The following is a 24,208-nucleotide window of genomic DNA, read 5'->3' as shown; positions in this document are numbered from 1 at the left end:
ATATGAAGATGCTGGAGGCGATCATGTACGCGAAAAAAGCGGAGGCGGGATCGCGACCTGTTTTGGGAGGGGCGACGAAGCAGGAAAACTGTACTTCATCCGATCGGGCCGGGTTAAACTGACCAAGACGACGGAGGAAGGCCGGACGCTCAACCTGTCTCTCATGCAGAAAGGCGATCTGATCGGCGAAATCGGCCTGACCGGCAGCGGAACTTACGGCTACAGCGCGGAGATGGCCGAGGCCGGCGAGCTCGGCGTCGTTCAAGAGAAGGACTTGGAAATTTTATTGTTTCGGCACGGCGAATTCGCGTCGACTTCATGAAATGGATGTCGCTGCAGCACCGCACCACCCAGTCGAAATTCCGCGATTTGATGCTGTTCGGCAAGCCGGGCGCGCTCGCATCGACGCTCATCCGGCTATGCAATTCGTACGGCGTCGCCACCAAGGACGGCATTCGGATCGACGCAAAGCTCACGAACACGGAGCTGGCCGATTTTATCGGCGCCACCCGCGAGAGCGTCAACCGCATGCTGAGCGATCTGAAAAAAGACGGAATTATCGATATGAGCGGGGGCCACCTGGTCGTGAAATCGCTGGCCGAACTGAAATCGATCTGCCAATGCCCGTCTTTTCCGGCTTGTCCTCGCGAAATATGCCGCATTTGAACAACGATGCGCGGGCCTTCGTGCCCGCCATCGTTTTTTTATTAGGCTCGTGCCAGACTTGAGCAGCGGTGTGACATGGTTCACATTTCCTCGGCAAGTCAGATGATACAATGTTTTCGACTGCGAACATAGAAAAATAGGATGGGTGACGGCCATGAGTACCGACCGCAAAAAAATCGTCGTTATAGGCGGGGGGATTTCCGGACTAAGTGCGGCATTTTATTTAGGGAAGCTGCTCCATGCCCGGCAAATCGATGCCGACATGACGATCGTCGAAAAGAGCAATGCGCTTGGGGGAAAAATCAAAACGTTGATTCGCGACGGATATATAATAGAACAAGGACCGGATTCCTTTATTTCGCGAAAGCCGTCTGTTCTCGAACTCAGCAAAGAATTAGGCCTGGAAGATGAGCTTGTCGGCACGAACCCGAAAGCGAGAACAAATTACATTATGCGCAAAGGGAAACTTCACCAAATGCCGCTCGGACTCGTATTGGGCGTACCGACGGACCTTGCTTCGTTTGCCTGGACAGGGCTTGTCTCCCCGCTGGGGAAGGCGCGCGCAGCAATGGATTTGCTTATGCCCGGAACAACGAGTTCCGGAGACGAATCGCTCGGGCATTTTATCCGGCGCAGATTGGGCAGGGAAATGCTCGAACAGGTTACGGAACCGCTGCTGGCGGGAATTTATGCCGGTGACACAAGTTCGCTCAGTTTGCAGGCAACCTTTCCTCAGTTCCGGGAGCTCGAACGAAAATACGGAAGCCTTATAAAAGGCCTGTTGGCCGAAAGAAAAAGCAATCCCGCACCGAAAGATAAAAAATCAAGCCTGTTCATGACGTTCAAGGGAGGGCTCGCTCACCTGGTCGATCGGCTGTCGGATAAACTGCGGACCAGCATGCAAATATGGACGGGGAACGAAGCCGTTTCGATCGATCGCAACGAAAAGGGGTACAAAGTAGCTTTCAATGATGGGAAGGTGCTCTCCGCGGACGGCATTGTTCTGGCCATTCCCGCATTTGCAGCCGCGCAGCTGCTTGCCCATGAACACTATACCCAATGGTTGAATCGAATTTCCTACGTATCGGTGGCTAATGCCTCACTCGTATTTGATCGACAAGACGTTTCCAGGGAGTTGAACGGATCGGGTTTTGTCGTGCCCAGCAAAGAAGGCTACTTCATCACAGCCTGTACTTGGACTTCATCCAAGTGGCTTCACACGGCACCTGAAGGGAGTGCCTTATTAAGGGTATATATCGGGCGTTCCGGCAATGAGCAGTGGCAGCAGATGTCGGACGAACAATTGAAAGAACGAATTTTGTTCGAAATCAGGGAGATTATGGGGATATCGGGCAAGCCCCGAATATGCGAGATTGCCCGCCTGCCCCAGTCGATGCCGCAATATCCGGTCGGCCATATGGAGCAAATGCGCAAACTGAAGCAGGAGCTGAACGATCGGATGCCGGGCGTTTTATTTGTGCGGTTCGGGCTTCGGCGGCGTCGGCATCCCGGATTGTATCCGGCAAGGAAAACAGGTGGCAGAGCAGCTGGCGGATTTTTTGCTACCGCTGTAACGATTTGAATCAAGATAACAAACACCGCTCGCAAAACGAGCGGTGTTTGCCTTATTGGAGCGCATCTGCTCCACTGTGAGAAAGATCACAGATGAAACAAGCCCTGCGGTCTAAAATTGACGCAAATCAACGTTCGGAGGAGACGGCTAACATGAGCATCGTTAAAAAAATAGTGACAGGCATCACCGCAGTATCCATTGCGACTTACGGCTGCAGCGCGTTTTTTATTTTCGTCCTGAAAGATGCGATTGCGCCGCGCATGCCGGGGTGGATTTATATCACTATCATTTTGTCGCTGGGCGTTATATGGACAGGCATTCTGGGATGGCTCGGCGCTCTGTGGTTTACGAAACCGCTGTTGCGGCTCGCTTCCGCGGCGAAAGAGGCGTCAAAGGGCAACTTGCAAATCGACGTTGCGGTGCATCGGACCGGCGACGAGATCCAGCTGCTTGGCGAGTCTTTTCGGCAAATGATCGGCAGTCTCCGGCAGATGGTAGCCGATATTTCAAGCAGCGTTTCTTACACGCAGCAGCATGTGACAGGATTGAACGGAAATATAGCCCAAGCGGCGAATCGGATCGAGTCGATTGCCGGCGCCGCGGAGGCGATATCGTTCGGCGCGGAAGAACAAGCGGCCTCCTCGCAAAACACGCTGGCAGCGGTAGAACAAATGGCGGAAGCAGTCCAAGCCATCGGGGAAGACGCATACCGGTCGCAGAAGCTGTCAGCGGGAATGATTGGCGTGATCGTAGAAGGGGGGACGGTTATAGGTTCGCTGCTGGACGGCATGCTCGAGCTGGCACGATCCAATCGGGAGTCCATCACGATTGTCCGGCAATTGGACGGCAATGCAAGGCAAATCCGGGATATGTCCCGCATCGTCAGGGAGATAGCCGAACAAACGCATTTGCTGGCGTTAAACGCATCCATTGAAGCTGCGAGGGCTGGCGAACACGGGCAAGGGTTTTCGGTTGTAGCCGGGGAGATCCGAAAATTGGCGGAGCAGAGCGCAAACGCCGTAAGCGATATCGATCGGCTCATCGGCGAGATTGAAGCGGATATTGCAGAGGTTGTCGGCAAAATCTCTTTGCAGGAACAGCATGCTAGCCGGGAATATGACAAAGGAGGGGCCGCCAAAGAGGCGTTGGACCGGATCAACCGTTCCGTCCATGAGACTGCAGAAGCGGTCGATCATATAGCCGCCCTGGTTTCCTCCCAGGTTGCGATTATGGAACACACGCTCGAGAAGACACAGAGCATTGCGGACATTGCGGGCCGGATATCGGGCGGTACGAGACAGGTTTCCTCGTCTGTTCAGGAACAAACGGCGTTGATGCAAGAGCTGGCCTCATCTTCGGAAATGCTGCAAAGCCAAGCGGATGTGCTGAATTCCAAAATCGCCGCTTTTCGGGTGTGATGCGGTCGATTGCGCGATTTTCCTCGAGTGTGACGAGGCTCACAATACCGAGGGACGGATGAAGGTAAACTGGTTTCATGGAGGAGGCGGTGGGCAGTGACAGAGGAGATCGCCGCAATGAAAAAGGGAGATTGGTCGCTGAACCTGGAAGATCCCTATTTCGAAGAGCAATGCGAAGAAATATGGACGGAGAGCTTAGCCGCGGTCCGGCAAACGAAGGAAGGCCATTATGTAAATATCGTTACGCCGGAAGTATGCGGCGATCCGCGAGACCGGCTGATCCCGCAGCTGGCAGCCGCTTTGCAAGATACGAGCATGCCTGCAGTCGAGATTCGGTATATGGATCAGTGCGGCTGCGGCGGCCATGTAACTCGAATTTACCGACAGCCATCTTTGCCCAGGCATCCGGTCATCAGGGAGGACACCTATATGGAACAAGCATTTAACGGAACCGAAACGATCGGCGAGATTGTGGCCGGGTTTCCCGGCGCCAGCAACTTGTTCAAGGAGAGCAAAATCGATTTTTGCTGCGGCGGCAACCGCACATTATCCGCTGCGCTGCGCCAGCAGCAAATTGAAGAAGCGCCGTTTCTGCAGCGCTTGAACGAACTGCTGCGGCAAACGCGGCAAAAGCAAGATCGGGACGTGGATTGGCGAGAAGCTCCTCTGTCCGATTTGATCGACCATATCGTTCAAAAACACCATGCTTATTTGTACAAGGAATTGCCGCTGCTGAGCGAATTTGTCACGAAAATACTCCGGGTACACGGTTCGGTTCACAGTGAACTGGCCGTACTCCATACGCTGTTTCACAAGGTGAAAATGGAGCTGGAACAGCACTTGATCGTGGAAGAGGAGGTCGTTTTTCCCCTTATTGCAGCAGCCGCGCGGACAGGAGACCAAGCCGTTCTGACGCAAGCAGCCAAAACGATCGACGAGCTGGAGTCCGATCATAGCGGGGTTGGGGAACTGCTCAAAGAAATGAGAAGAGTAACCGGCAATTATGAGCTGCCGATCGGGGCTTGCCGGACGTATACGCTCGCATTTCAGAAGCTGGAGGAAATGGAAGCCGACATCTTTGAGCATATCCATCTGGAAAACAACGTGCTGTTCCCACGGGTGAAATCCGCATGAAAAAACGATATGTCCCGGGTCAGCACGGCGCCTGGGCGATGCTGCTCATCCCGTTTTTATTCGGCATGTTTGCCGCAAAACCCGTGCCTTTGCATGCGCTTTTGTTTGTCTGCTGGCTGCTCGTTTACTTGTTTTCGTATCCGCTATTGCAGTGGATTCGAACAGGAAAACGGCAAGTTTACGGCAAGCCGATGCTCGTATATGGAAGTCTGCTTGTTCCGACAGGGGCGGTCTTGCTTGTGTTACATCCTGTGTTGATCAAGTTCGCCCTGCTGTTTGTTCCTTTGTTTCTGGTGAATAGCTATTATGCCAGATGCAATCGGGAACGTTCGCTGGTCAACGACACGGCTGCAGTTGTGCAATTCAGCTTGATCGTATTTGTCGCGTATCAGGCAGGAGGAGGCAGCGACTGGCGGCTTGCGGCCGAATTGTTCGGGTTCAGCGTGCTCTATTTCATGGGAACGGTTTTCCACGTGAAGACGATGATCCGGGAAAAACATAACGCGATCTACTATCGGTTCTCGGTTGGCTATCATCTGGCCATGCTCGCTGCAGCGGCCATATGGTTTCCTCCTGCCCTGCTGGCGCCGCTTGCCGTTCTGCTGGTCAGGGCCATCTGGTCACCCCGCACGAAACTGACGGTGAAGCAAAGCGGCATGCTGGAAATTGCATACTCCGTTCTGATCGCTTGCTCCGTTCTGTTCGTTTACGGCATATAGCTAAGCCGCCGGAGTGGTCGCTGTTCTTTTAAGATGGGGGGCAGTCCGCGAATCGCCGAGGAAAGGAGGATGGCCATGGCACAAATGCCTTCGTTCGTAAAGGAAAGAGATTATCGCGAGAACCCGTTTATCGTGATTTGGGAAGTGACCCGCGCCTGTGCGCTCAAGTGCCTGCATTGCCGCGCCGAAGCGCAGTATACGCCGGATCCGCGGCAGCTCAGCTTCGAGGAGGGCAAGAACTTGATCGACGATGTCGCCCGCATGGACCGCCCCTTGTTTGTGTTTACGGGAGGGGACCCGCTGATGCGTTCGGATCTGTTCCGACTCGCGGAATATGCGATCAAGGAAAAAGGGCTTCCGGTGTCCATGACGCCGAGCGCTACGCCGAAAGTGACCCGGGATGCGGTCCGACAGGCCAAAGAGGCCGGGCTTTCGCGCTGGGCGTTCAGTCTGGACGGCTCCTGCGCCGAAATTCACGATCATTTTCGCGGTACGAAAGGTTCTTATGAGCTTACAATGCGCGGCATCGAATATTTGCAGGAGATGGGCATCCCGATTCAAGTGAACAGTACGGTTTCCCGATATAACGTTCACGATCTTGCAGTGATCGCCGGAAAGGTGAAGGAAATGGGCGCCGTGCTGTGGAGCGTATTTTTTCTCGTTCCGACGGGGCGGGGGATGCAAAAGGATATGATTTCCGCGGAGGAGCACGAAGCGGTGATGAAATGGCTGTGCCGGCTCGGAAGCGAGATGCCTTACGGGATCAAAGCGACCGAAGCGCCGCATTACCGGCGCGTGCTCATGCAGGAAGGTGGCCGCGCGGGAGAAGGGGAACAGGCAGCCGCACTCAAACGCGCCGATCTGCTCGGCCGGGCGCCCAAGGGCGTTGGCGACGGAGACGGCTTCGTCTTTATCAGCCATATCGGAGACGTATATCCGAGCGGATTTTTGCCTGTACCGTGCGGCAATGTTCGCGAGCAGTCTCTGGTCGACATTTACCGCGATTCGCCGGTCATGCAAGAGCTGAGGGACAAGTCGCGTTTGAAGGGAAAGTGCGGTGTTTGCGAGTTCAAGGAACTATGCGGCGGATCGCGTGCCCGCGCTTATGCGGTGACAGGGGATTACCTGGAAAGCGACCCTTATTGCGCCTATGTACCGAAAGCCTGCGCAGCAGAGCGGCAGTGAACGGATAGGCATCAATATATTTGGTCAGGCGGTGGCGCAGGGATATTCGGCTTTCTGATCAATCCGCCGATCGCGCTCTACTATATGCAGGGACTGAATACGACCCCGCTGCACGGGCACATGGCTTCGTTCGGAGTATACGGCATGCTCGGCATCGGCCTCATGATGTTTTGCCTGCGCGGCCTTACCGGGGAACGTCCGTGGAGGACGAAGCTGCTCCGCTTCTCGTTCTGGTCGCTCAACATCGGGCTGCTGCTGATGGGCATCATGAGCCTGCTGCCGGTCGGCATTTTGCAGACAATGGCCAGCATGGACACGGGATGTGGTATGCGCGCTCCGCCGAATTTTTGCACCAGCCTTTGCTGCAAAAGCTTGTGTGGATTAGAGCGGTTGGCGACACCGTATTTGCCGCGGGCGTCGTCGGCATTGCGATTTTCGTGCTCGGTCTGAAAACAGGCCGATCGTATGCAAAATCGACCCATCCGGGCAATGAAGTACGAACCGGATCGCGGGTTCTTCATTAGGATTCGGCAAAATGTGATCTGCGTCACACTATACGATCCGGCTTGCCGTTATACTAATTTTGATGTTTGGAGAAACTTAGGATGAGGAGTGATTGCGAATGAATCCGAATCCCCACCATTGCGGCAGCATGTTTGCGGGAGAACAGGCGCAGGCGGCATTATGCGAACCGCTGGCCGGGCTGAAACGCGAGCATGCGCCGCTCAGAGAGCAAATGGATGCATTTGCGGAGGAAGCAAGACGTCTAGGTTCGGACCGGGATCAAGCGGATTGGAGCTCGCAGCTCGCCGAACTGATGCATAAGGTAGAGGCATTCGTCCGGGGGCTGGATCCCCACTCCGAACGGGAAGAGGGGACGCTCTTTCCGCTCATGGCCAATTACATCGGACGGCAGGTCGGTCCGATCGCCGTAATGGAATACGAGCACGATCAAGCGAAGCAAAACTTAAAAACATTTATGGAAACGACCGGGCGCGAGACAGGTCCCGTGGATGCTGCGCGCGCCAAAGAAATCGCCGAATATGCGCTGAAGGCTCACGCCATTTTGACGGATCATTTCATGAAAGAGGAGAACGTTCTGTTCCCAATGGCGGAAAACATGCTGAGCGCGGAAGAAAAGGCGCAACTGAGCCGGGCATACGGTTTGGCCTGATTATTGGCGCGGGGAGAAGAGAATTTATGAACCGATATCCGCTGTCGTTTGAAGAAAGCTTTATTCGGCCTGTCCTCGATAACGGCGTATCCAAAGTCGTCAAATTTTCGTTTCCCAAAGGAAAGGTGCTGAGAAAGCACAAGACGACGAGCGATATTCTCGTCTTCGTGCTGCAGGGCAAGGTTCGTTTTTCGGCAGATGAAGAGGTGGAGCTCGAAGCGATAAACTTGCTGTGCCTTGACAAGCAGGTCGAGCATTCTATCGAAGCGTTGGAAGATAGTCTGGTCGTAGTTGTGATGACTCCCAGCCCGGAAGCTCACTCCTTGTTGAAACCATAACTTTGCGGGACGTGATAGCGATGAGCGGGAACAAGCGCGCAGCTCTTCCACCGCACCTTCATATGTTTCCTGTAACGTTCGCATTTTTCGCCGCGGGGGCTATATTCTTTCTCGCGGTTGTCTTATTTTTGCCTTGGAATATCCCCAGTCTGGTCAAGACGCAAGCTCTGCATTCGCCGGGCGGCATATGGCTTGCCCATATTCTCGTTCTTGGCTGGGCGACAATGATCGCGATGGGAGCCAGCTATCAAATTGCTCAGGTGATTTTGCGATGCCCGGTATACAGCCACAAGCTTGCTTTTGTCCATCTTTTCCTCTAAGTCCCCGGCGTTGCTGTGCTGCTGCTCGGCATGTGGAGATGGGTTGTGCCGCTCATAGTGCCGGGCGGAGCGCTTGTCGCGCTGGGAACGGCCGCGTTTGCCGTTAATTTGACCGTCACCTTTGTCCACGCAAAGCAGTGGACGCCGGTCATTGTCGGCATTTTCTTGAGCCTGATCGATTTGTGCGCGACCGTTGCGCTGGGAATGGCCATGGGCGTTGCCGAAGCGACGGGCTCCGAGCCGCATCGTTACGATCTGATATTCGCCGAGCATCTTTGGATAGGGCTTGGCGGATGGCTGTCCGGCCTGATCGTTGCTTGCAGCTTGAAGCTTCTCCCCATGTTTTACGTGTCCAAGAAAAAAGCGACGAATCTGAACTATGTCATCGTCGTCTTGCTGCAAGCCGGGGTCTGGTTGGGGGCGGCAGGAGAGTGGACGGGAAGTTCCGTTATGGCGGGACCGGACGTTTGGCGTTCGCCGCTTCTTTGGGTCTGCTTGCCTGGTTTGCCCGCGATGTGCGGAGGCAAAGTAACGGCAAGCAGCCGATAGGCTCCGTCATTGCTGCAGATGCGCTCATCGGAGTTTCGTTTGTTCTGGCTTTGGCGTGGGCGGCCGCCGTAGGCTGGAACGGCACGGCGGCGCTTGTTTATCCGATAGTTTCGACGCTCATCCTTTACCTCGTATTCGGATGGTTCTCGGTATCCGTCCTGGCGTACTTGTCCAAAATCATCCCGTTCCTATGGTGGGCGTTCCGCTTTCGATCAAAGGAGCAAAAGAAAGGGGCAGTGCTCCTGTCGGACATGGTGCCGCAACGCCGGCTCACTATAGAGCTTTGGATTTATGCTGCGGGCGTCGGCCTCTTGATGGCGGGCAATCTGTTGGCCAGCTCCGCCGTTGCCTTGACGGGCAGTGCGATCATGGCGGCGAGCGCCGCGATCTATATGGCCGAATTGGCCAAAGCGTTCCGTTATTGAAAGGCGGACAAAATAGCGCAAAAGGGCCGAATCCGGAGCGGTAGGAGGATTCGGCCCTTTTGCGCTTCAAAGCATTTTCCAAAGCCGCAAAGCATCCATGTCGAGGATGACGATTTCCGATCGATGGGTTTCGAGAATGCGCTCCTTTTGAGCTGATTCAGCAAGCGATTAACGGTTTCCCTGCTCGTCCCGATCGTACTGGCAAGCTCCTGATTCGTTACGGGGAGCTCGATGTGAATGCGGGAGCCCTTTGCTTCCCCGTGCTTATCCGCGAGCTGCAGCAAAAAGGCCAGTATTCTGCCGTTCACGTGATGGCCGGTAACTTGTTGGAGCGTTTGTTGAAGGTCGCGAATTTTGGCGCCCATGACGTCGATGACTTTGATGGCAATCGAAGGCATCGCCATGACCAGCTGTTCAAAGGCGCGCACCGGAATCGCCAAAAGGCGGGTGTCAACGAGTGCTTCTGTCGTCGCGGGATAGGGCGTCGGATTAAAAAATCCGGTATGAGGAAACATGTCTCCGGCTTGGAGCATCGACACAATCTGTTCGTGGCCTTCCTCATCGGTTTTGTAGGCTTTGACAAGCCCGTCCTTGATGAAAAAAACCGCTTCTTTTTCGCCGCCCTCCATGAAAATAGTCGACTTCTTTTTAAACGCGCGATGAATGGCGATTTCTTCAATTCGAGCGATCTCTTGAGCATTCAAGTCGCGGAACAAAGGGACTTGCCGTATGTCGAAATGATGGCTCTCCATAATTAGAAAAACTCCTTTTCGTTAATACTATCCCATTTAAACATACACTTGATAGCAAAACCTGGGTGTGAGTTACATCACACCCTCCTCTTGAAAAGAAACGATTTCACAAAACATTCACTTTCACCCCATCGTGCATGTGATTTCTCTCACAAATATCGCCGCAATGTTCCGTTACTATGAAAGCAGAACATAGGTAAGGAGAGGAAGTCTTATGGCTGCAACAGCTTCACAAAGCAAACGGATGTTGGATATGGGACGGGTGTCGGATTTGCCGCAAATACTCGATGAACTGGAAGACGAGCATCGGTCGCTGGCGCAGGAGTGGAAAGGAATGGTCCGAATAGTCCGGTCAATCGAGTCCGGGGACGAATTTCGCAAAGAGATTCCATTGAGCCTGTTGAACGATTTGCAGCATAGGGCCGCCGATTTTCTGGTACACGCGGATGACCATATACAGAAGGCGGAACGGCTGCTCGTACCCGATCTGGATGCTTATTTTCGTCCTGAGGATACGATGCCTTCCATCCATTTTGCCAATATGATGATGGAGGAGCAATACGAAGCGGCCAAGCAACTGGTGTGCAAATTCATTCAGAAAATTGACATGATTATAGAGCCGATTCCGGCCGGACATGGCCGGTACTTGGTCGGCCGGATGCACAAAGGCTTGAACATGATAGCGAATTATTTAAACATCGAATACCAGTATATGCTGCCCCCGGCTGAGCGAATGGCGGCCGATTTGGAATCGTGGCATTTTTGACGCCCGCGTTCCGGCTGTGACGTATGTAACATCGCTTTCCGCAAAAATCCGGTATCGTTGAGATACGGGGCCATTTTTCAGGAAAGGGAGATGCATATGTTGTCAGGACTCATTTTGGACGGCGGGCCTAGCCAGCGAATGGACGGAGAATGGAAGGCGCTGCTTCCTTTTGGCGGAGAGACGATGATTGAGCGTCAAGTCAAGGAAATGAGCAAAATTTGTGCGGAGGTCATCGTGGTCACCCCGGACCCGAAGCCGTTTTTACGTCTCCTGGACATTGACGTCCGCATCATTACGGATTTTTATCCCGGTAAAGGACCGCTTGGCGGTATGCACGCTGGTTTTAATCTGGCCAAACACCCGCATATTTGGGTCATCGGAAGCCATATGCCGTTCCCGTCGTCGGAAGCCGCCGAGCTGTTGTTCATGCGGAAAAAGGACGGATTCGATGCAGCCGTGCCTTATCTGAAAGGCGGCATTTATCCGCTGCATGGGGTGTACGACAAAAGATGCGCCGACGATGTGCTGAAGTTGATTCAACGGTCGGAGATGCGCCTTTCCGCGCTCATGAACGAATTGCTATGGTTCGAAGTTGCCGAATCGATCTTTGCGGAGCGCGGGATCGACACCCGTTTTATAACGGGCATACACACTCGGGACGATTACAGTCAGGCGCTGAATTGCATGCGGGGCTCCCTAGCAGGCTAGTAATTCAGTATATTCGATTGCATGATGGAGGAATTGGGATGAGAAGAGCCGGAATGTTTATTGGTTTGACGGTGGCAGCGGTTTTGGCGATATCCGGATGCGGAAATAAGGAGGCGGCAGCCGGGGCGTCAAATGCGGCGAGCGGTACGGCGGCCAAAACGATTACCGTCAACGCCAAAAATTTTGAATTTGAACCGAAGCAAATTAAGGTTGCGAAAGGCGACACCGTTACGATTACGCTTAACAATACGCAGGGGATTCATGCGATGAAGATTAACGGCTACAATAAAGAAATACAAGGCGGGAAGAGCGTGACGTTTGTTGCCGACAAAGCGGGAGAGTTCAAGTTGGAATGTGCGGTTTTCTGCGGTCAGGGCCATGCTGACATGACAGGGTCGCTGATCGTGCAATAGCGGCAGGCGAAAGGAATGACGGGAAGCGAAAAGGCGTCCGAATTGCATTGCGCGATTCGGAACGCCTTTTGTTGGTCAAATACGGCAAATCGACTTCGGACAGTCCTCGCAATGGCAAATATCGCGCAAATAATGGATGTCGCTGATGACGATGTGTCCGTTTTCGTAACAAATGGCGCCTGCTTTTTTCAAATCCCCAAGTATGCGGTTCACGCTTTCCCGTGTCGTGCCGATCATATCCGCGAGCTCCGAGTTGGTCAACTTTTTGGAGATGGAGATGCGCGTTTCCTGCTGGTCAATCCCGTACGTATTTCCCAATCGTATCAGCAGCGAACAAAGAGCTCCCGGCTTGCCGAACAACATGAGATCGCGAAATTTGGTCTGCGTCAGCCGATGCATAAGACCCATCCACTTCATGAACTCCACGGCCAAATCCCCGTGCTGCCAAAGCAGCACTTCCAAGTCTTTCTGCTGCAAGATGCCAACGGAAGCGTCCTCAATCACTTCCGCGCCGAACGAATGAATGGATTCTTGAACGGGGTCCACCTGGCCGAACAGATCTCCGGCCTGATGCATGTAAATGATCAGCTGTTTGCCGTCATCGGTCGATTTAGTGATGCGGACTCTTCCTTTGTGGAGAAAATACAGTTTATCCGCACGGTCTCCTTCCCAGTATAAATGCGCGCCTGCGGAAATGTTGCTTACGTACATAATTTCTTTCAGCTTGGATAAATTGCCTTCGGAAAAGCAAATCGTATTTCGGATTGGTTCCACATGTTCGTCTTTTTGCATCGACATTTCCCTCCCATACCGCCGTATCTTTACTATAGATAAGCGGGGCAATATTCCGTGTGACAAAGGTCACACGGAATGCCGCAGGTTGAGGCAATTTTGCAAACGTTAGTGGAAAACAGCGCCCCTGCAGGCGAGGGACGCTGGCGATCAGAAGTATCCGAGATGTTCTTTCGCTTCCTCCGACATCATTGACGGGGACCAAAGCGGGTCCCAGACGACGTCTACCTTGACCGACCGGATACCGGGTTGCCCGCTTAGTATCCGCTCCGCACCGCCGGCGATCGTGTCATGCATCGGACAACCAGGCGTTGTCAAAGTCATCCGGATGCGGACGTCCCCGCTGTCGTTCCGAATATCGTATACGAGTCCGAGGTCAACGATGTTGACGCCGAGCTCGGGGTCGAAAACCTGCTTCAGCAATGCGCGAATTTGTTCCGTGTCCATTCGTTCCACCTCCTTGTCGTTTGGTTTACCGGGCAAACACCCGTCCAATGAACATCACGTACACGAGCGAGACGAATGATAAAGCCGCGCCGCTCCATTCAATCAAGCTGTTTTGGCCGAGCAGCAGGCCGGCGATTAGCGAGAGCAAGCTTATCGCGATAGCGGCCAGCCCGTATGCGACATAACGGTCTTCCAACAAATCGCCCATTGTCGGGATCTTCTTTTTGCCGACAAGCGGTCCATATTTATGGGTCCACCATAGGAAGGGCACGATTTTGGATAAATACCCGAGGATCGTTAAGCCAACCCAACCCCATAAGTAAGCCCATCCGGCAATCACGATCATCCGTTCGTCCATCGCTCGGGCGGGTTGCGCAAGCATGTACAGGAGAGCGAGCGTACAAAATGCCGCAAGCGCGCGCGTGCTGATAACGACCGCTGCAATGCCGGCTCCCGGGCTTTTTTTATGGCGGGCTTTACGAACACGCGACACGTACACGTTGTAGACGCAAACGGCCGATGTCAACAAGGCAACCGGTACGATCAGGACGAAGCCGGGGGCGGCCGTCAGGAAAGCGATAGCGCCTGTCAGAACGGAGGCGGTCCATAGGATGAGAACGGTATACGGGGTACGGTCGGATACGCCATGCGCCAGATAGAACATCGGCAGCATTTTGTAACTGAAGCCTGTAATCAGCAAGCCAAACCAGCCGAGAGTCCCTATCCAAATATGCGCGTGCAGCAACCGCTCGTGCCACTCCGGCCACAGATTGAAGCCGAAGTTCAGCCCCATCGTGAGCCCGAGCGTGCCGGTCAGTACGAGGCAGCCCAGCGCGCCCGCCGTGCTGAGCGTGATCGGGTTCCAAACGGCTGCGCGAAAAAGCGTCATCGCGATATTGACAGTAAACAGAACGATACCGATCCAAGCCAGTACAGCGAAAACGGCGATCCATACTACGCTGGAGACGACAAAGCCGGCAAGCAGTCCAGCTGTCCCCGCCGTGAAGGCCGCATAGTGAACGTACCCCAGCTTGCGGCTGAAAATTTCTTTTTGCAGAACGACGTGTATGAGCTGATATACCGCTCCCATTGCGATCATCGTCGCCCACCCGAGCACCAGAAGATGAACGTGAAACCATCCGGAGGGGGTGCGTGGCGGATGAGCTATCCAGGCGGCTGCTTGCGAAAGCGTCAAAATGTCAAACAAGGCAAAGCAGGCAAGTCCCGTTGCGATAAACAGAAAAGGAAGGCGGAACATAGGCACCCTCCTTTATACTTTGCGAATGGTAACCTGCGCGGAACCGTCCGGCTGTACTTCGATCGTGTACGGGTACCCGAGCTCAGCTAACTCTTCGATTAGAAATACCGGCACACGGTCATTGTGAATGACGACCTGATCGCCTTTCCGGCATGTCTCCAGCGCCTGCAGCGTTCTTACCATGGGCTGCGGCGGCTCCAGACCGCGATTGTCCAGACAAATCGTCGCGGGAGAATCCGAAGCCGCAGCGGACGGAGCGGAGGGCGATGGCTCGGAATAAACGGCGGCACCGGTGGGAATGCCTTCCTCCAGTTCGTTTTGTCTGCTCTTGGATACAAATGTCACGATCCAGTGGTCTTTCTCCGGATGTTCCGTTTTGTAAGCAAATCCTTTTGTCTTCATGAGCCCAAGCAGAGGGATCGGCTTAAAGGTTGCGTGCAGAATGAACGTATCGCCCGTCCCCAGCCCTTTGACCGCATCCATAATAAGCTGAAACGGTTCGAGCTTGCTGCGCAGCTGGGGGCGAACGTCCAATTCCACAGTACGAGGCGCGGCTGCCATGCATCTCATCTCCTTCGCGATGAACATTGACTTCAGCGACGTTACTCCATTGCCGCGAGGCGGCGCGCCGCTTTTGCCCGTTCCTGCAGAGCGGCCATTCCTCCATAGAGCGTGTAGAAAAATGCGTCCGGCGCATCGAGCGAGAAAGATAAGTACTGCTTCGGGTCGACATCGCCGAGCATTTGCTCGAACAAGCGGGCGCTATCGTAAGCATAGAAGCAGAAGTATACGAACCCAAACTCGGGCATTTTCTCAAAAATCGTGACGATTTCGCCGGCGTATTGCTCGATATGTTGCTCCGCGATGTGGATCAAGGCGATCGCATCTTCGACACCGGCCGCAATCTTGAGCGTCTTTTCATCCAAAACGGTTACCGTAGCCATCGGTGTTTTCCTTATTTTTTCCCAATCTTCACTTGAAACGTAACGGGCCCTTCCTCCACATACTCCCAGGTGAACTTTCCTGCATGCACGGATTCAAATTGGTAACGCAAGGGGAGAGGATTATGATCGTTAATCAGCAGCATCGCCTCTCCCGGGTTCAGCTTCTCGAACGTCTCGAAAATAACCTTGTGCTTCAAATGAGGCGGAAATTCCGGCGCGCGTACCGTTGCGACTATGTCGTTCATGCGTATCTCCTCCTGAAACGATATGAAATAGTGGAACATCTTCGATTATAGGAGTGCCGATCGTCCATCATTGTGATCGGTATCACATTCATGAAAATGTTAAATGCCAAAAAATGTATAAATTATGAACTTGAGTCGTCGTTGTGATGATTCTCACAGCAGCTTGCTTTGTTGATTCCTATAGTATCAGTAAGCACCAAGTTTCCCTCGGAAAGGTGAGGAGAATGAAAAGAATATTCCCTTCGATTGAAAAGCTGAAATATTTCACCAAGCGCGAGCGCTATTCGGACGGCTGGAGCGAGCTGTCTCCGTATGGACGGGAATGGGAAGACGCGTACCGGTCCCGCTGGCAGCATGACAAAGTCGTCCGTTCTACGCACGGTGTGAACTGCACAGGCTCGTGCAGCTGGAAAATATTTGTGAAAAACGGCATTGTGACTTGGGAAAATCAACATACGGATTATCCGTCAACAGGTCCGGATATGCCGGAGTTCGAACCGCGCGGCTGCCCGCGCGGGGCGAGCTTTTCCTGGTATTTGTACAGCCCGCTGCGGGTCAAATACCCTTACATCCGGGGCGTGCTCCTTTCGATGTTCAGGGAAGCTATGCGGGAAACGGGAGATCCGGTCAAGGCGTGGGCGCAAATCGTCGAAAACCCGGAGAAAGCAAGCCGCTATAAGAAAGCGAGAGGGAAGGGCGGGCTCGTTAGGGCGTCTTGGGAAGAAGCGACGCAGCTCATTTCCGCCTCGATGATCTACACGCTCAAAAAGTTCGGTCCGGACCGGATATTCGGGTTTTCGCCGATCCCGGCCATGTCCATGGTCAGCTACGCTTCCGGGGCGCGCTTTCTGTCGCTGATCGGCGCGCCGCTGCTCAGCTTTTACGACTGGTACGCCGATCTGCCGCCGGCATCCCCGCAAATATGGGGGGATCAGACGGACGTTCCGGAAAGCAGCGATTGGTTTAACTCCGGCTACTTGCTGGTATGGGGGTCTAATTTGCCGATGACCCGGACGCCGGATGCCCATTTCATGACCGAGGCGCGTTACCGCGGCACGAAGGTCGTTTCCGTAAGTCCGGATTTCGCGGAGTTCGTCAAATTCGCCGACCACTGGATGCAAATCAAGCCCGGTGCTGACGGAGCTTTGGCGATGGCGATGGGGCACGTGATTTTGAAAGAGTTTTACGTGAATCGGCAGACGGATTACTTTGTGAGCTATGCCAAGGAAAATACGGACTTCCCGAATTTGATCACGCTCGAGGAAAGGGAAGGCGGCTTCGTGCCGTCCCGTTTTTTGACCGCAGAGGACTTGGGGGTGGAGACGAACAACGCGGAATGGAAAACGCTCGTCTACGACGACAAAACGGGTGCGTTTGCCGTACCGCACGGCAGCATCGGCTTCCGCTGGGGGGAAAACGGCAAGTGGAACTTGCACATGCGGGACATGACGACCGGGACTCCGATTGAGCCGCGTCTAAGCGTGCTAGGTGTGCACGATCGGATCGCGACAGTGCAGCTGCCGTATTTTGACGGAGAAGGCAAAGCAGTGCTGCGGCGGGCAGTTCCCGTCAAGCAAGTGGAGGCCGGCGGCCGAACGCTGACAGTAACGACGGTGTACGACCTGACGCTGGCCAACTACGGCGTTCCGCGCGGGCTCGGCGACGACGCTCCGGCGGATTACGACGAGATGAAGCCGTACACTCCGGCGTGGCAAGAGGCGATCACCGGCATTGACCGGAAGCTGGCGGAACGCATCGCCCGCGAATTCGCGAAAAATGCCATCGATACGGGCGGCCGCTCCATGATCATCGTCGGCGCCGGCATTAACCACTGGTACAATTCCGATACGATTTACCGCGCCATTCTGAATCTGGTGCTGATGGTCGGGGCGCAAGGCGTGAACGGCGGCGGCTGGGCGCATTACGTCGGGCAGGAGAAGCTGCGGCCGGCGGAAGGCTGGTCTTCGATCGCGTTCGCGCGTGACTGGTCGGCGCCGCCGCGGCACCAGAACGGGACATCGTTCTTCTATTTCGCGACCGATCAATGGCGCTACGAGGAAACGCCGGTGCACGAGCTCGTTTCGCCGCTGGCGGGAAAAGCGCGATACGCGCATTACGCCGACTACAACGCGCTTGCCGCGCGGCTCGGCTGGCTGCCGTCGTATCCGCAGTTCAACTGCAACTCGCTGCACATGGCGGAAGAAGCCGCGAAGGCGGGGCAGTCCCCGGCCGATTATATCGTGAACGAATTAAAAAGCGGCAAGCTGCAGTTCGCCGTCGATGACCCGGACGATCCGGCCAACTTCCCACGCGTGCTGTTCGTCTGGCGGGCCAATCTCATCTCCAGCTCGGGCAAAGGCCACGAATATTTTCTGAAGCATTTGCTCGGGACGACGAACGGGCTTCTAAACGAAGACGAAGTGAGCCTGAGAACGGAAGAGATCAAGTGGCGCGGCGACGCGCCTGAGGGCAAGCTCGACCTTCTTGTGTCGCTCGATTTTCGCATGACAGGAACGCCGCTTTATTCGGATATCGTGCTGCCGGCCGCAACGTGGTACGAGAAATCGGATTTGAGCAGCACGGATATGCACCCGTTCGTTCATCCGTTCAACCCGGCCGTCGGGCCGCAGTGGGAATCCAGGTCGGACTGGGATGCGTTCAAGGAAATCGCCAAACAGTTTTCCGCTATGGCGGAAGGGCAGTTCGCCGGTCCGGTGCAGGACATCGTGACGACGCCGCTGCTGCACGACTCGCCGGACGAACTGGCGCAGCCTTACGGCCAAATAAAGGATTGGAAGAAGGGGGAAACCGAGCCGGTTCCGGGCAAAACGATGCCGCGCATCCACGTCGTCGAACGAGACTATGCCGCCGTCTACGAGAAAATGGTGTCGCTCGGCCCGCAGCTGAAGGAGAAGCCGAACGGAACGAAGGGCATCCAGTGGTCGGTGGCGGACGAGTATGAGCAGCTCAAAAAAATAAACGGCACATCGCGCCGCACCGGAATAACGAACGGTTGCCCGGATTTGACGACCGACACCCAAGTGTGCGAAGCGATCCTGACGCTTTCCTCCACGACGAACGGCAAAGTGGCGGTCAAGGCGTGGGAGGCGCTGGAGCAGAAAACGGCATTGTACCTGAAAGACCTGGCCGAAGAGCGAAGCGAGGATCGCATGACGTTCGCCTCGATAACGGCCCAGCCGCAAACGGTCATTACGTCGCCGGCGTTCAGCGGCTCGAAAAAAGGCGGCAGACGGTATTCGCCGTTCACGACCAACATCGAGAAGCGCATTCCGTGGCGGACGCTGACTGGCAGACAGCAATATTATCTCGATCATGAAATGCTCATCGAATTCGGCGAGCAAATGGCGGTATTCAAGCCGACGCTGAAGCACACCCCGTTCCATCCGGGCAGCAAACGGCCGGATGTCAAAGGAAAAGAAGTCGTCCTGAACTATTTGACGCCGCACAGCAAATGGTCTATCCACAGCATGTACTACGATTCGCTGCCGATGCTCACCCTTTTCCGCGGCGGCCCGACGGTTTGGATGAACAAGGACGATGCGGCGGACGCGGGCATTGCCGACAACGATTGGATCGAATGCTTCAACCGCAACGGAGCGGTCGCCGCACGGGCCGTCGTGACCCATCGGATTCCGCGCGGCATGGCCTTCATGTATCATGCGCAGGATCGCCATATCAACGTGCCGGGAACGAAGCTGACGGAAACGCGCGGCGGAACGCATAACAGCCCTACGCGCATCCACGTGAAGCCGACGCACATGATCGGCGGCTACGCCCAGCTCAGCTATGGTTTCAACTATTACGGACCTACGGGCAACCAGCGGGATTTGACCGTCGTCATCCGCAAGATGGAAGAGGTGAACTGGCTTGAAGATTAAAGCGCAAGTCGGCATGGTGATGAACCTGGACAAATGCATCGGCTGCCATACGTGCAGCGTCACCTGCAAAAACACGTGGACCAGCCGCAAAGGAACGGAATACATGTACTGGAACAACGTGGAGACGAAGCCGGGCGTCGGGTATCCGAAGCGTTGGGAAGACCAGGACAACTACAAGGGCGGCTGGGTGCTCAAAAACGGGAAGCTGCAGCTTCGGAACGGCGACAAAATGCAGAAGCTGCTGGGCATCTTCCACAACCCGGACCAGCCCGAGCTCGACGACTATTTCGAGCCGTGGGATTACGATTACGAGACGCTCACGAACAGCCCGGAAGGAAAGCACCAGCCGGTGGCGAGGCCGAAATCGGCCATTACGGGAGAGCGCATGAACCTCGAATGGGGGCCGAACTGGGAGGACGACTTGGCGGGCGGCCATATGACCGGTCCGATGGACCCGAACATGAAAAGCATGCAAGAAGCGGTTCGGATGGAGTTCGAGCAAGTGTTCATGATGTACTTGCCGCGCATTTGCGAGCACTGCATCAATGCACCCTGCGTCTCCGCCTGTCCTTCCGGCGCCATGTATAAGCGCGACGAGGACGGCATCGTGCTCGTCGATCAGAACGCGTGCCGCGCCTGGCGGTTTTGCGTCACGAGCTGCCCCTATAAGAAGGTGTATTTCAACTGGCAGACGCATAAAGCGGAAAAATGCACGCTCTGCTTCCCCCGCATCGAAGCGGGATTGCCTACTATCTGCTCGGAAACGTGCGTAGGCAGGATTCGCTACCTCGGCCTCATGCTGTACGATGCGGAACGTGTGCAGGAGGCGGCATCCGTTCAGGACGAGAAAGCTTTATACGAGTCTCAGCTTAGCATATTTCTCGATCCGAACGATCCCGAGGTGAACCGTGAGGCGCGCCAGGAAGGCATACCCGAGGACTGGCTCGAAGCGGCGCGCCGTTCCCCGATTTACAAGACCGCCGTCGAATGGAAAATCGCCCTTCCGCTTCACCCGGAATACCGGACGATGCCGATGGTCTGGTATATCCCGCCGCTCAGCCCGATCATGAATCTGGTTGAGGGCCAAGGGAGCGCCGCTCAGCCGGAAGACGTATTCGATGCGATAGACGACATGCGGATACCGATCGAATACTTGGCTAATCTGCTATCGGCAGGGGATACGCAGGTGATCCGCAGCGCTCTTAAGAAGATGGCCGTCATGCGCAGCCATATGCGCGCGGTCAACCTCGGCAAACTGCACGATGAGGCGAAGCTGGCCGAGACCGGACTGAGCGCGCAAGATATCGAGGATATGTACCGGTTGCTGGCTATCGCCAAATACAACGATCGTTTCGTCATTCCGCCCGCGCATAAGGAAGTGGCGGAAGAGCTCATGAAGGAGCAGGGAAGCTGCGGCTTGAATTTTGCCGGGGGGCCGGGCTCCTGCGGTGTGTTCTAGACGAGAAGGAATAGGAGGAGATGCTCATGGGTAGCGATCAAGCGAACCTGTACGTACTTTCGCGGTTGTTTCAATATCCCGACAACGGGTGGATGGAAGAAGCTGCCGAGTTGACAGAAGGGTTGGTACAATCGGACCCGGCGGCGCAAGACGAGCTTCAGCAGCTCCGCTCTTTTCTGCACTGGGCCGATTCCCTGGCGGAAGAGGAGAGACTTCAGCATTACATCCGCCTGTTTGATTTCGGCAAAACAACGACCTTGTACTTGACTTACGGTTCGTACGGGGAAGAACGGGAACGTGGACCGGCGCTGCTCTCGCTAAAACAAATTTATGAAGAGGCAGGCTTCGTCATGACGGAAATGGAGCTTTCCGACTACTTGCCGCTTGCCATGGAATTCGCTGCGGCGGCCGATCCCGTCTATGCCGCGCAGGCGCTCGAAATCCTTTTGCCGGGAATGGAGACGCTGCATGAACAGCTGCGGAAAGCGGATACCCCTTATGCCGATTTGGCGGGAGCCGCTATTGCCGCTGCGGGCCGTATTTGCCAGTCGGTCGCGGACAGCAGCTCGCTAGTCAAAATCTTTGAACGGACGGCCCTGCTAGCGGAACCGGCCGCCGTGCCGTCGGAAAGGTAGATGCGGAATGGGAGGAACAAGCTTGTTTCTGTGGATAATCTATCCTTACCTTGTTTTGGCCGTCTTCCTGTTCGGCGTAGTGGCAAGGTTTAACGGCAATCCGTACGGCTGGACGTCCAAATCGAGCGAGCTGCTTGAAAAGCGGTTGCTCCGGGCGGGCAGCACATCGTTTCACTGGGGGATCATCTTCGTATTTTTCGGCCATGTCGGCGGGCTGCTCGTGCCGATCGAGGTATATCACGCGCTTGGCGTTCCTGATGAAGCGTACCATGTCGTTGCCCTCGGCGCGGGCACGATTGCCGGCATCGCGGCATTGTTCGGCGTCGTTATGCTGATTTATCGGCGATGGACAGTGAAGCGCGTCCGCATGACGAGCAGCGCGGGCGATTGGATTGCCTTGCTGTTTTTGCTCGTTGTCATCGCAACCGGCATGATGGCGACCGGACGCAACGCTTTGGCGGAATCGGCCTTCGACTACCGTACGACGATCAACCCGTGGATTCGCGGCGTATTGATCTTCCGTCCGGATCCGTCGCTCATGGCAGACGTGCCGGCTTATTTCAAAGTGCATGTCGCGGCTGCATTCGGGTTATTCGCCGTCTTTCCGTTTACCCGGCTTGTGCACGTGTTCAGCTTGCCGGTTACGTATTTATGGCGCAGCTATGTGCTCTACCGCAGGCGCGGCTCCGGAAAAAGCGCTTGACGGCGTTCATTACTCGACTTCGGGAGGATGTCTATGAAACGTATCCAACTTCCCCTGCAAACGCTCAGCCTGGTCGCAGGCTTTATGGTTTGGGTGCTGCTGTCGCCGCTGCTGCCTTTTATTAAAGAGGATATTCACTTGACGTCCGGGCAGCTTGCATGGGTAACGGCTACACCGGTCATACTCGGCTCCATATTGCGCGTGCCGATGGGCTATTACACGAACCGTTTTGGCGCTCGCATTCTGTTCGCCGTATCGTTTCTGTTCTTAATTGCACCTGTATATTATTTGAGCCGGGCGCACTCGTTCTTCGATCTGATCGTGAGCGGATTGTTTCTCGGAATCGGCGGCGCCGTTTTCTCCGTCGGCGTTACGGCGCTGCCCAAATATTACAGCAAGGAGAAGCACGGACTCGTCAACGGCATTTACGGCATAGGCAATATCGGTACGGCGGTCACGTCGTTCTCCGCCCCGGTATTGGCCAAGGCGATAGGCTGGACGACGACGGTGCAGCTGACGATCGGGGTCATGGCGGTATTTGCTCTGCTTAATTTTGTGTTGGGCGACCGCCGCGAACCGAAAGCGGCTGCTCCGCTGCGGCCCCAAATTCGGAGCGTATCCCGCAATTCGAAGCTATGGCTGCTTAGCCTGTTTTATTTTATTACTTTCGGGTCGTTCGTCGCATTTACGGTCTATTTGCCCAACTTTCTCGTAGGCAGCTTTCATCTGGACAAAGCGGACGCCGGTTTCCGCACAGCCGGATTTATTGCCCTGTGTACGCTTGTTCGTCCGATAGGCGGCTGGCTTGCGGACCGGCTCAACGCTTTTGTCGTGCTTATGCTCGTATTCGCCGGACTGACGGTTTCCGGTGTGATCCTCTCGTTCTCGCCTTCCCTCGTCATGTACACGATCGGCTGCCTTCTGGTGGCGTTTTGCGCGGGCATAGGCAACGGCGCCATCTTCAAGCTTGTTCCGCTTTACTTCGCGAAGCAGAGCGGGATTGCCAACGGGGTCGTCGCCATGTTCGGCGGCTTGGGCGGATTTTTCCCGCCGCTTGTGCTGAGCTTCGTGCAGCAAATGACCGGGCACGTCGCCATCGGATTTATGGCATTGTCCGAATTCGCATTAGCCAGCCTTATTCTCACGACATGGCTGTACTATCAGGAACGCCTGCAAGTTTCCAAACAGATTTTGGACAGTACGACGCAGGGCGTTTTGCTGACCGATCCAAGCGGCGTCATTCGCCAAATCAATCCGGCGTTTTCCGCTCTGACCGGGTTCAGCGAGGAAGAAGCGGTCGGGAAAACGCCGGGCATCTTGAAATCCGGCGTGCAAAACAAAGCCTTTTACGACAATATGTGGCGTTCGATCCGGGAGACGGGAAGCTGGCAAGGCGAGATTTGGAACAAACGGAAAAGCGGCGAAGTTTATTTGGAATGGCTGACGATCAGTTCGATCAAAAACGATGCGGGAGAAGTAAAATATTACGCCGGCATGTTCAGCGATATGACGAACAGCCGGCCCGGCCAAACCGACTTGAGAGCTTTACAAAGCAAATAAGCGATGCACGAAAGTCCGGCCGAGGCTGCGCCAGACTTTTCGTTTTTGGCCGGAGCGTATCCTTGCTTTGCCAATTGTCCGAAAGTGACTTATGTCACAGTTCGAATGTACCGGTCAGAGTAGCAT

Annotated in this window: 28 protein-coding genes and 1 pseudogene; 22 read left to right on the top strand and 7 right to left on the bottom strand. The window is 55.0% G+C overall.

The features are described from left to right. The 14 genes and pseudogenes from SD70_RS37680 to SD70_RS06100 all read left to right on the top strand — a co-directional run. On the top strand, positions 1–322 hold a 322-nt coding region (locus SD70_RS37680), incomplete at its 5' end, for a Crp/Fnr family transcriptional regulator (RefSeq protein WP_231571064.1). Further along, positions 319–666 carry a Crp/Fnr family transcriptional regulator gene (locus SD70_RS37675; protein WP_231571063.1) on the top strand — a complete coding sequence of 116 codons (348 nt, stop codon included), beginning with the start codon at positions 319–321 and terminating at the stop codon, positions 664–666. The genes SD70_RS37680 and SD70_RS37675, both read left to right, overlap by 4 nt. A gap of 154 nt (positions 667–820) precedes the next feature. Beyond that, complete coding sequence (hemG, locus tag SD70_RS06150) at positions 821–2,248, top strand: protoporphyrinogen oxidase (RefSeq protein WP_331436731.1); 1,428 nt, start codon at positions 821–823, stop codon at positions 2,246–2,248. Positions 2,249–2,391: 143 nt separating this feature from the next. Beyond that, positions 2,392–3,657 carry a methyl-accepting chemotaxis protein gene (locus tag SD70_RS06145; RefSeq protein WP_041046590.1) on the top strand — a complete coding sequence of 422 codons (1,266 nt, stop codon included), beginning with the start codon at positions 2,392–2,394 and terminating at the stop codon, positions 3,655–3,657. A 117-nt stretch (positions 3,658–3,774) separates the two neighbouring features. Then, a pseudogene (locus SD70_RS40630) lies at positions 3,775–4,026 on the top strand (CGCGG family putative rSAM-modified RiPP protein); the annotation flags it as partial. A 60-nt stretch (positions 4,027–4,086) separates the two neighbouring features. Then, the gene (gene ric / locus SD70_RS06140) at positions 4,087–4,791 is read left to right on the top strand and encodes an iron-sulfur cluster repair di-iron protein (protein WP_041046646.1); all 705 of its coding nucleotides are present in this window, start codon (positions 4,087–4,089) and stop codon (positions 4,789–4,791) included. Then, the gene (locus tag SD70_RS06135; RefSeq protein ID WP_041046588.1) at positions 4,788–5,510 is read left to right on the top strand and encodes a YwiC-like family protein; all 723 of its coding nucleotides are present in this window, start codon (positions 4,788–4,790) and stop codon (positions 5,508–5,510) included. The genes ric and SD70_RS06135 overlap by 4 nt, the downstream gene beginning before the upstream one ends. An 84-nt stretch (positions 5,511–5,594) precedes the next feature. Continuing rightward, a complete protein-coding gene (locus SD70_RS06130) occupies positions 5,595–6,695 on the top strand; it encodes a TIGR04053 family radical SAM/SPASM domain-containing protein (RefSeq protein WP_041046645.1) in 1,101 nt (366 codons plus the stop codon). Between the two features lie 18 nt (positions 6,696–6,713). After that, positions 6,714–7,145 (top strand): cbb3-type cytochrome c oxidase subunit I, encoded by a 432-nt coding sequence (locus SD70_RS06125; protein WP_331436732.1) that lies wholly within the window; start codon positions 6,714–6,716, stop codon positions 7,143–7,145. Between the two features lie 172 nt (positions 7,146–7,317). Further along, complete coding sequence (locus SD70_RS06120; RefSeq protein ID WP_082053166.1) at positions 7,318–7,869, top strand: hemerythrin domain-containing protein; 552 nt, start codon at positions 7,318–7,320, stop codon at positions 7,867–7,869. 26 nt (positions 7,870–7,895) lie between these two features. Beyond that, the gene (locus tag SD70_RS06115; RefSeq protein WP_041046584.1) at positions 7,896–8,207 is read left to right on the top strand and encodes a hypothetical protein; all 312 of its coding nucleotides are present in this window, start codon (positions 7,896–7,898) and stop codon (positions 8,205–8,207) included. A 20-nt stretch (positions 8,208–8,227) separates the two neighbouring features. Then, positions 8,228–8,527, top strand: coding sequence for a hypothetical protein (locus SD70_RS06110; protein ID WP_156157906.1), 300 nt, complete (start codon positions 8,228–8,230; stop codon positions 8,525–8,527). A gap of 45 nt (positions 8,528–8,572) precedes the next feature. Then, a complete protein-coding gene (locus SD70_RS06105; RefSeq protein WP_041046580.1) occupies positions 8,573–9,076 on the top strand; it encodes a hypothetical protein in 504 nt (167 codons plus the stop codon). Next, the gene (locus SD70_RS06100) at positions 8,959–9,501 is read left to right on the top strand and encodes a hypothetical protein (protein WP_197080953.1); all 543 of its coding nucleotides are present in this window, start codon (positions 8,959–8,961) and stop codon (positions 9,499–9,501) included. The genes SD70_RS06105 and SD70_RS06100 overlap by 118 nt, the downstream gene beginning before the upstream one ends. Here SD70_RS06100 and SD70_RS06095 read toward each other — a convergent pair. Beyond that, on the bottom strand, positions 9,495–10,253 hold the full coding sequence (locus tag SD70_RS06095) for a Crp/Fnr family transcriptional regulator (RefSeq protein WP_231571062.1): 759 nt from the start codon (positions 10,251–10,253) through the stop codon (positions 9,495–9,497). The two genes, SD70_RS06100 and SD70_RS06095, sit on opposite strands and share 7 nt — an antisense overlap. 214 nt (positions 10,254–10,467) lie before the next feature. On the opposite strand from SD70_RS06095, the gene SD70_RS06090 reads away from it, so the two are divergent. From SD70_RS06090 to SD70_RS35815, 3 genes are all read left to right on the top strand, one after another. After that, entirely contained in the window at positions 10,468–11,019 is a 552-nt protein-coding gene (locus tag SD70_RS06090) for a hypothetical protein (RefSeq protein ID WP_041046576.1), read from the top strand. 96 nt (positions 11,020–11,115) lie between these two features. Further along, positions 11,116–11,727, top strand: coding sequence for a molybdenum cofactor guanylyltransferase (gene mobA / locus SD70_RS06085; RefSeq protein WP_041046574.1), 612 nt, complete (start codon positions 11,116–11,118; stop codon positions 11,725–11,727). A gap of 38 nt (positions 11,728–11,765) precedes the next feature. Next, a complete protein-coding gene (locus tag SD70_RS35815; RefSeq protein ID WP_041046572.1) occupies positions 11,766–12,140 on the top strand; it encodes a cupredoxin domain-containing protein in 375 nt (124 codons plus the stop codon). 75 nt (positions 12,141–12,215) lie between these two features. Here the strand turns inward: SD70_RS35815 and SD70_RS06075 are convergent, their stop codons facing one another. From SD70_RS06075 to SD70_RS06050, 6 genes are all read right to left on the bottom strand, one after another. Then, positions 12,216–12,932: a Crp/Fnr family transcriptional regulator gene (locus SD70_RS06075; protein ID WP_041046570.1), complete on the bottom strand. Its 717-nt coding sequence runs from the start codon at positions 12,930–12,932 to the stop codon at positions 12,216–12,218. Positions 12,933–13,082: 150 nt separating this feature from the next. Continuing rightward, positions 13,083–13,379 carry a metal-sulfur cluster assembly factor gene (locus tag SD70_RS06070; protein WP_041046568.1) on the bottom strand — a complete coding sequence of 99 codons (297 nt, stop codon included), beginning with the start codon at positions 13,377–13,379 and terminating at the stop codon, positions 13,083–13,085. Positions 13,380–13,404: 25 nt separating this feature from the next. Further along, complete coding sequence (locus SD70_RS06065; RefSeq protein ID WP_041046566.1) at positions 13,405–14,637, bottom strand: hypothetical protein; 1,233 nt, start codon at positions 14,635–14,637, stop codon at positions 13,405–13,407. 12 nt (positions 14,638–14,649) lie between these two features. Beyond that, entirely contained in the window at positions 14,650–15,198 is a 549-nt protein-coding gene (locus SD70_RS06060) for a DUF2249 domain-containing protein (protein ID WP_041046564.1), read from the bottom strand. Between the two features lie 41 nt (positions 15,199–15,239). Then, the gene (locus tag SD70_RS06055) at positions 15,240–15,581 is read right to left on the bottom strand and encodes a hypothetical protein (RefSeq protein ID WP_041046562.1); all 342 of its coding nucleotides are present in this window, start codon (positions 15,579–15,581) and stop codon (positions 15,240–15,242) included. A gap of 11 nt (positions 15,582–15,592) precedes the next feature. Beyond that, positions 15,593–15,826 (bottom strand): DUF2249 domain-containing protein, encoded by a 234-nt coding sequence (locus tag SD70_RS06050; RefSeq protein ID WP_041046560.1) that lies wholly within the window; start codon positions 15,824–15,826, stop codon positions 15,593–15,595. Between the two features lie 224 nt (positions 15,827–16,050). Between SD70_RS06050 and SD70_RS06045 the strand changes: the two genes are divergently transcribed. From SD70_RS06045 to SD70_RS06025, 5 genes are read left to right on the top strand one after another with little or no spacing between them, the layout of a single operon-like run. Then, positions 16,051–19,725 carry a nitrate reductase subunit alpha gene (locus SD70_RS06045; RefSeq protein ID WP_041046559.1) on the top strand — a complete coding sequence of 1,225 codons (3,675 nt, stop codon included), beginning with the start codon at positions 16,051–16,053 and terminating at the stop codon, positions 19,723–19,725. Further along, positions 19,715–21,184, top strand: a complete 1,470-nt coding sequence (gene narH / locus SD70_RS06040; protein ID WP_041046558.1) for a nitrate reductase subunit beta — start codon at positions 19,715–19,717, stop codon at positions 21,182–21,184. The genes SD70_RS06045 and narH overlap by 11 nt, the downstream gene beginning before the upstream one ends. 26 nt (positions 21,185–21,210) lie before the next feature. Beyond that, entirely contained in the window at positions 21,211–21,819 is a 609-nt protein-coding gene (narJ, locus tag SD70_RS06035; RefSeq protein ID WP_052487104.1) for a nitrate reductase molybdenum cofactor assembly chaperone, read from the top strand. 7 nt (positions 21,820–21,826) lie between these two features. Next, complete coding sequence (gene narI / locus SD70_RS06030; protein ID WP_041046557.1) at positions 21,827–22,522, top strand: respiratory nitrate reductase subunit gamma; 696 nt, start codon at positions 21,827–21,829, stop codon at positions 22,520–22,522. A gap of 27 nt (positions 22,523–22,549) precedes the next feature. After that, positions 22,550–24,082 carry a nitrate/nitrite transporter gene (locus SD70_RS06025; RefSeq protein ID WP_052487103.1) on the top strand — a complete coding sequence of 511 codons (1,533 nt, stop codon included), beginning with the start codon at positions 22,550–22,552 and terminating at the stop codon, positions 24,080–24,082. The last annotated feature ends 126 nt before the right edge of the window (positions 24,083–24,208 follow it).

The sequence above is a fragment of the Gordoniibacillus kamchatkensis genome, assembly GCF_000829455.1.
Classification (GTDB): Bacteria; Bacillota; Bacilli; order Paenibacillales; family NBRC-103111; genus Gordoniibacillus; species Gordoniibacillus kamchatkensis.
Note: the sequence above shows the minus strand (reverse complement) of the source record. Positions and strands in the feature narration are given on the sequence as shown.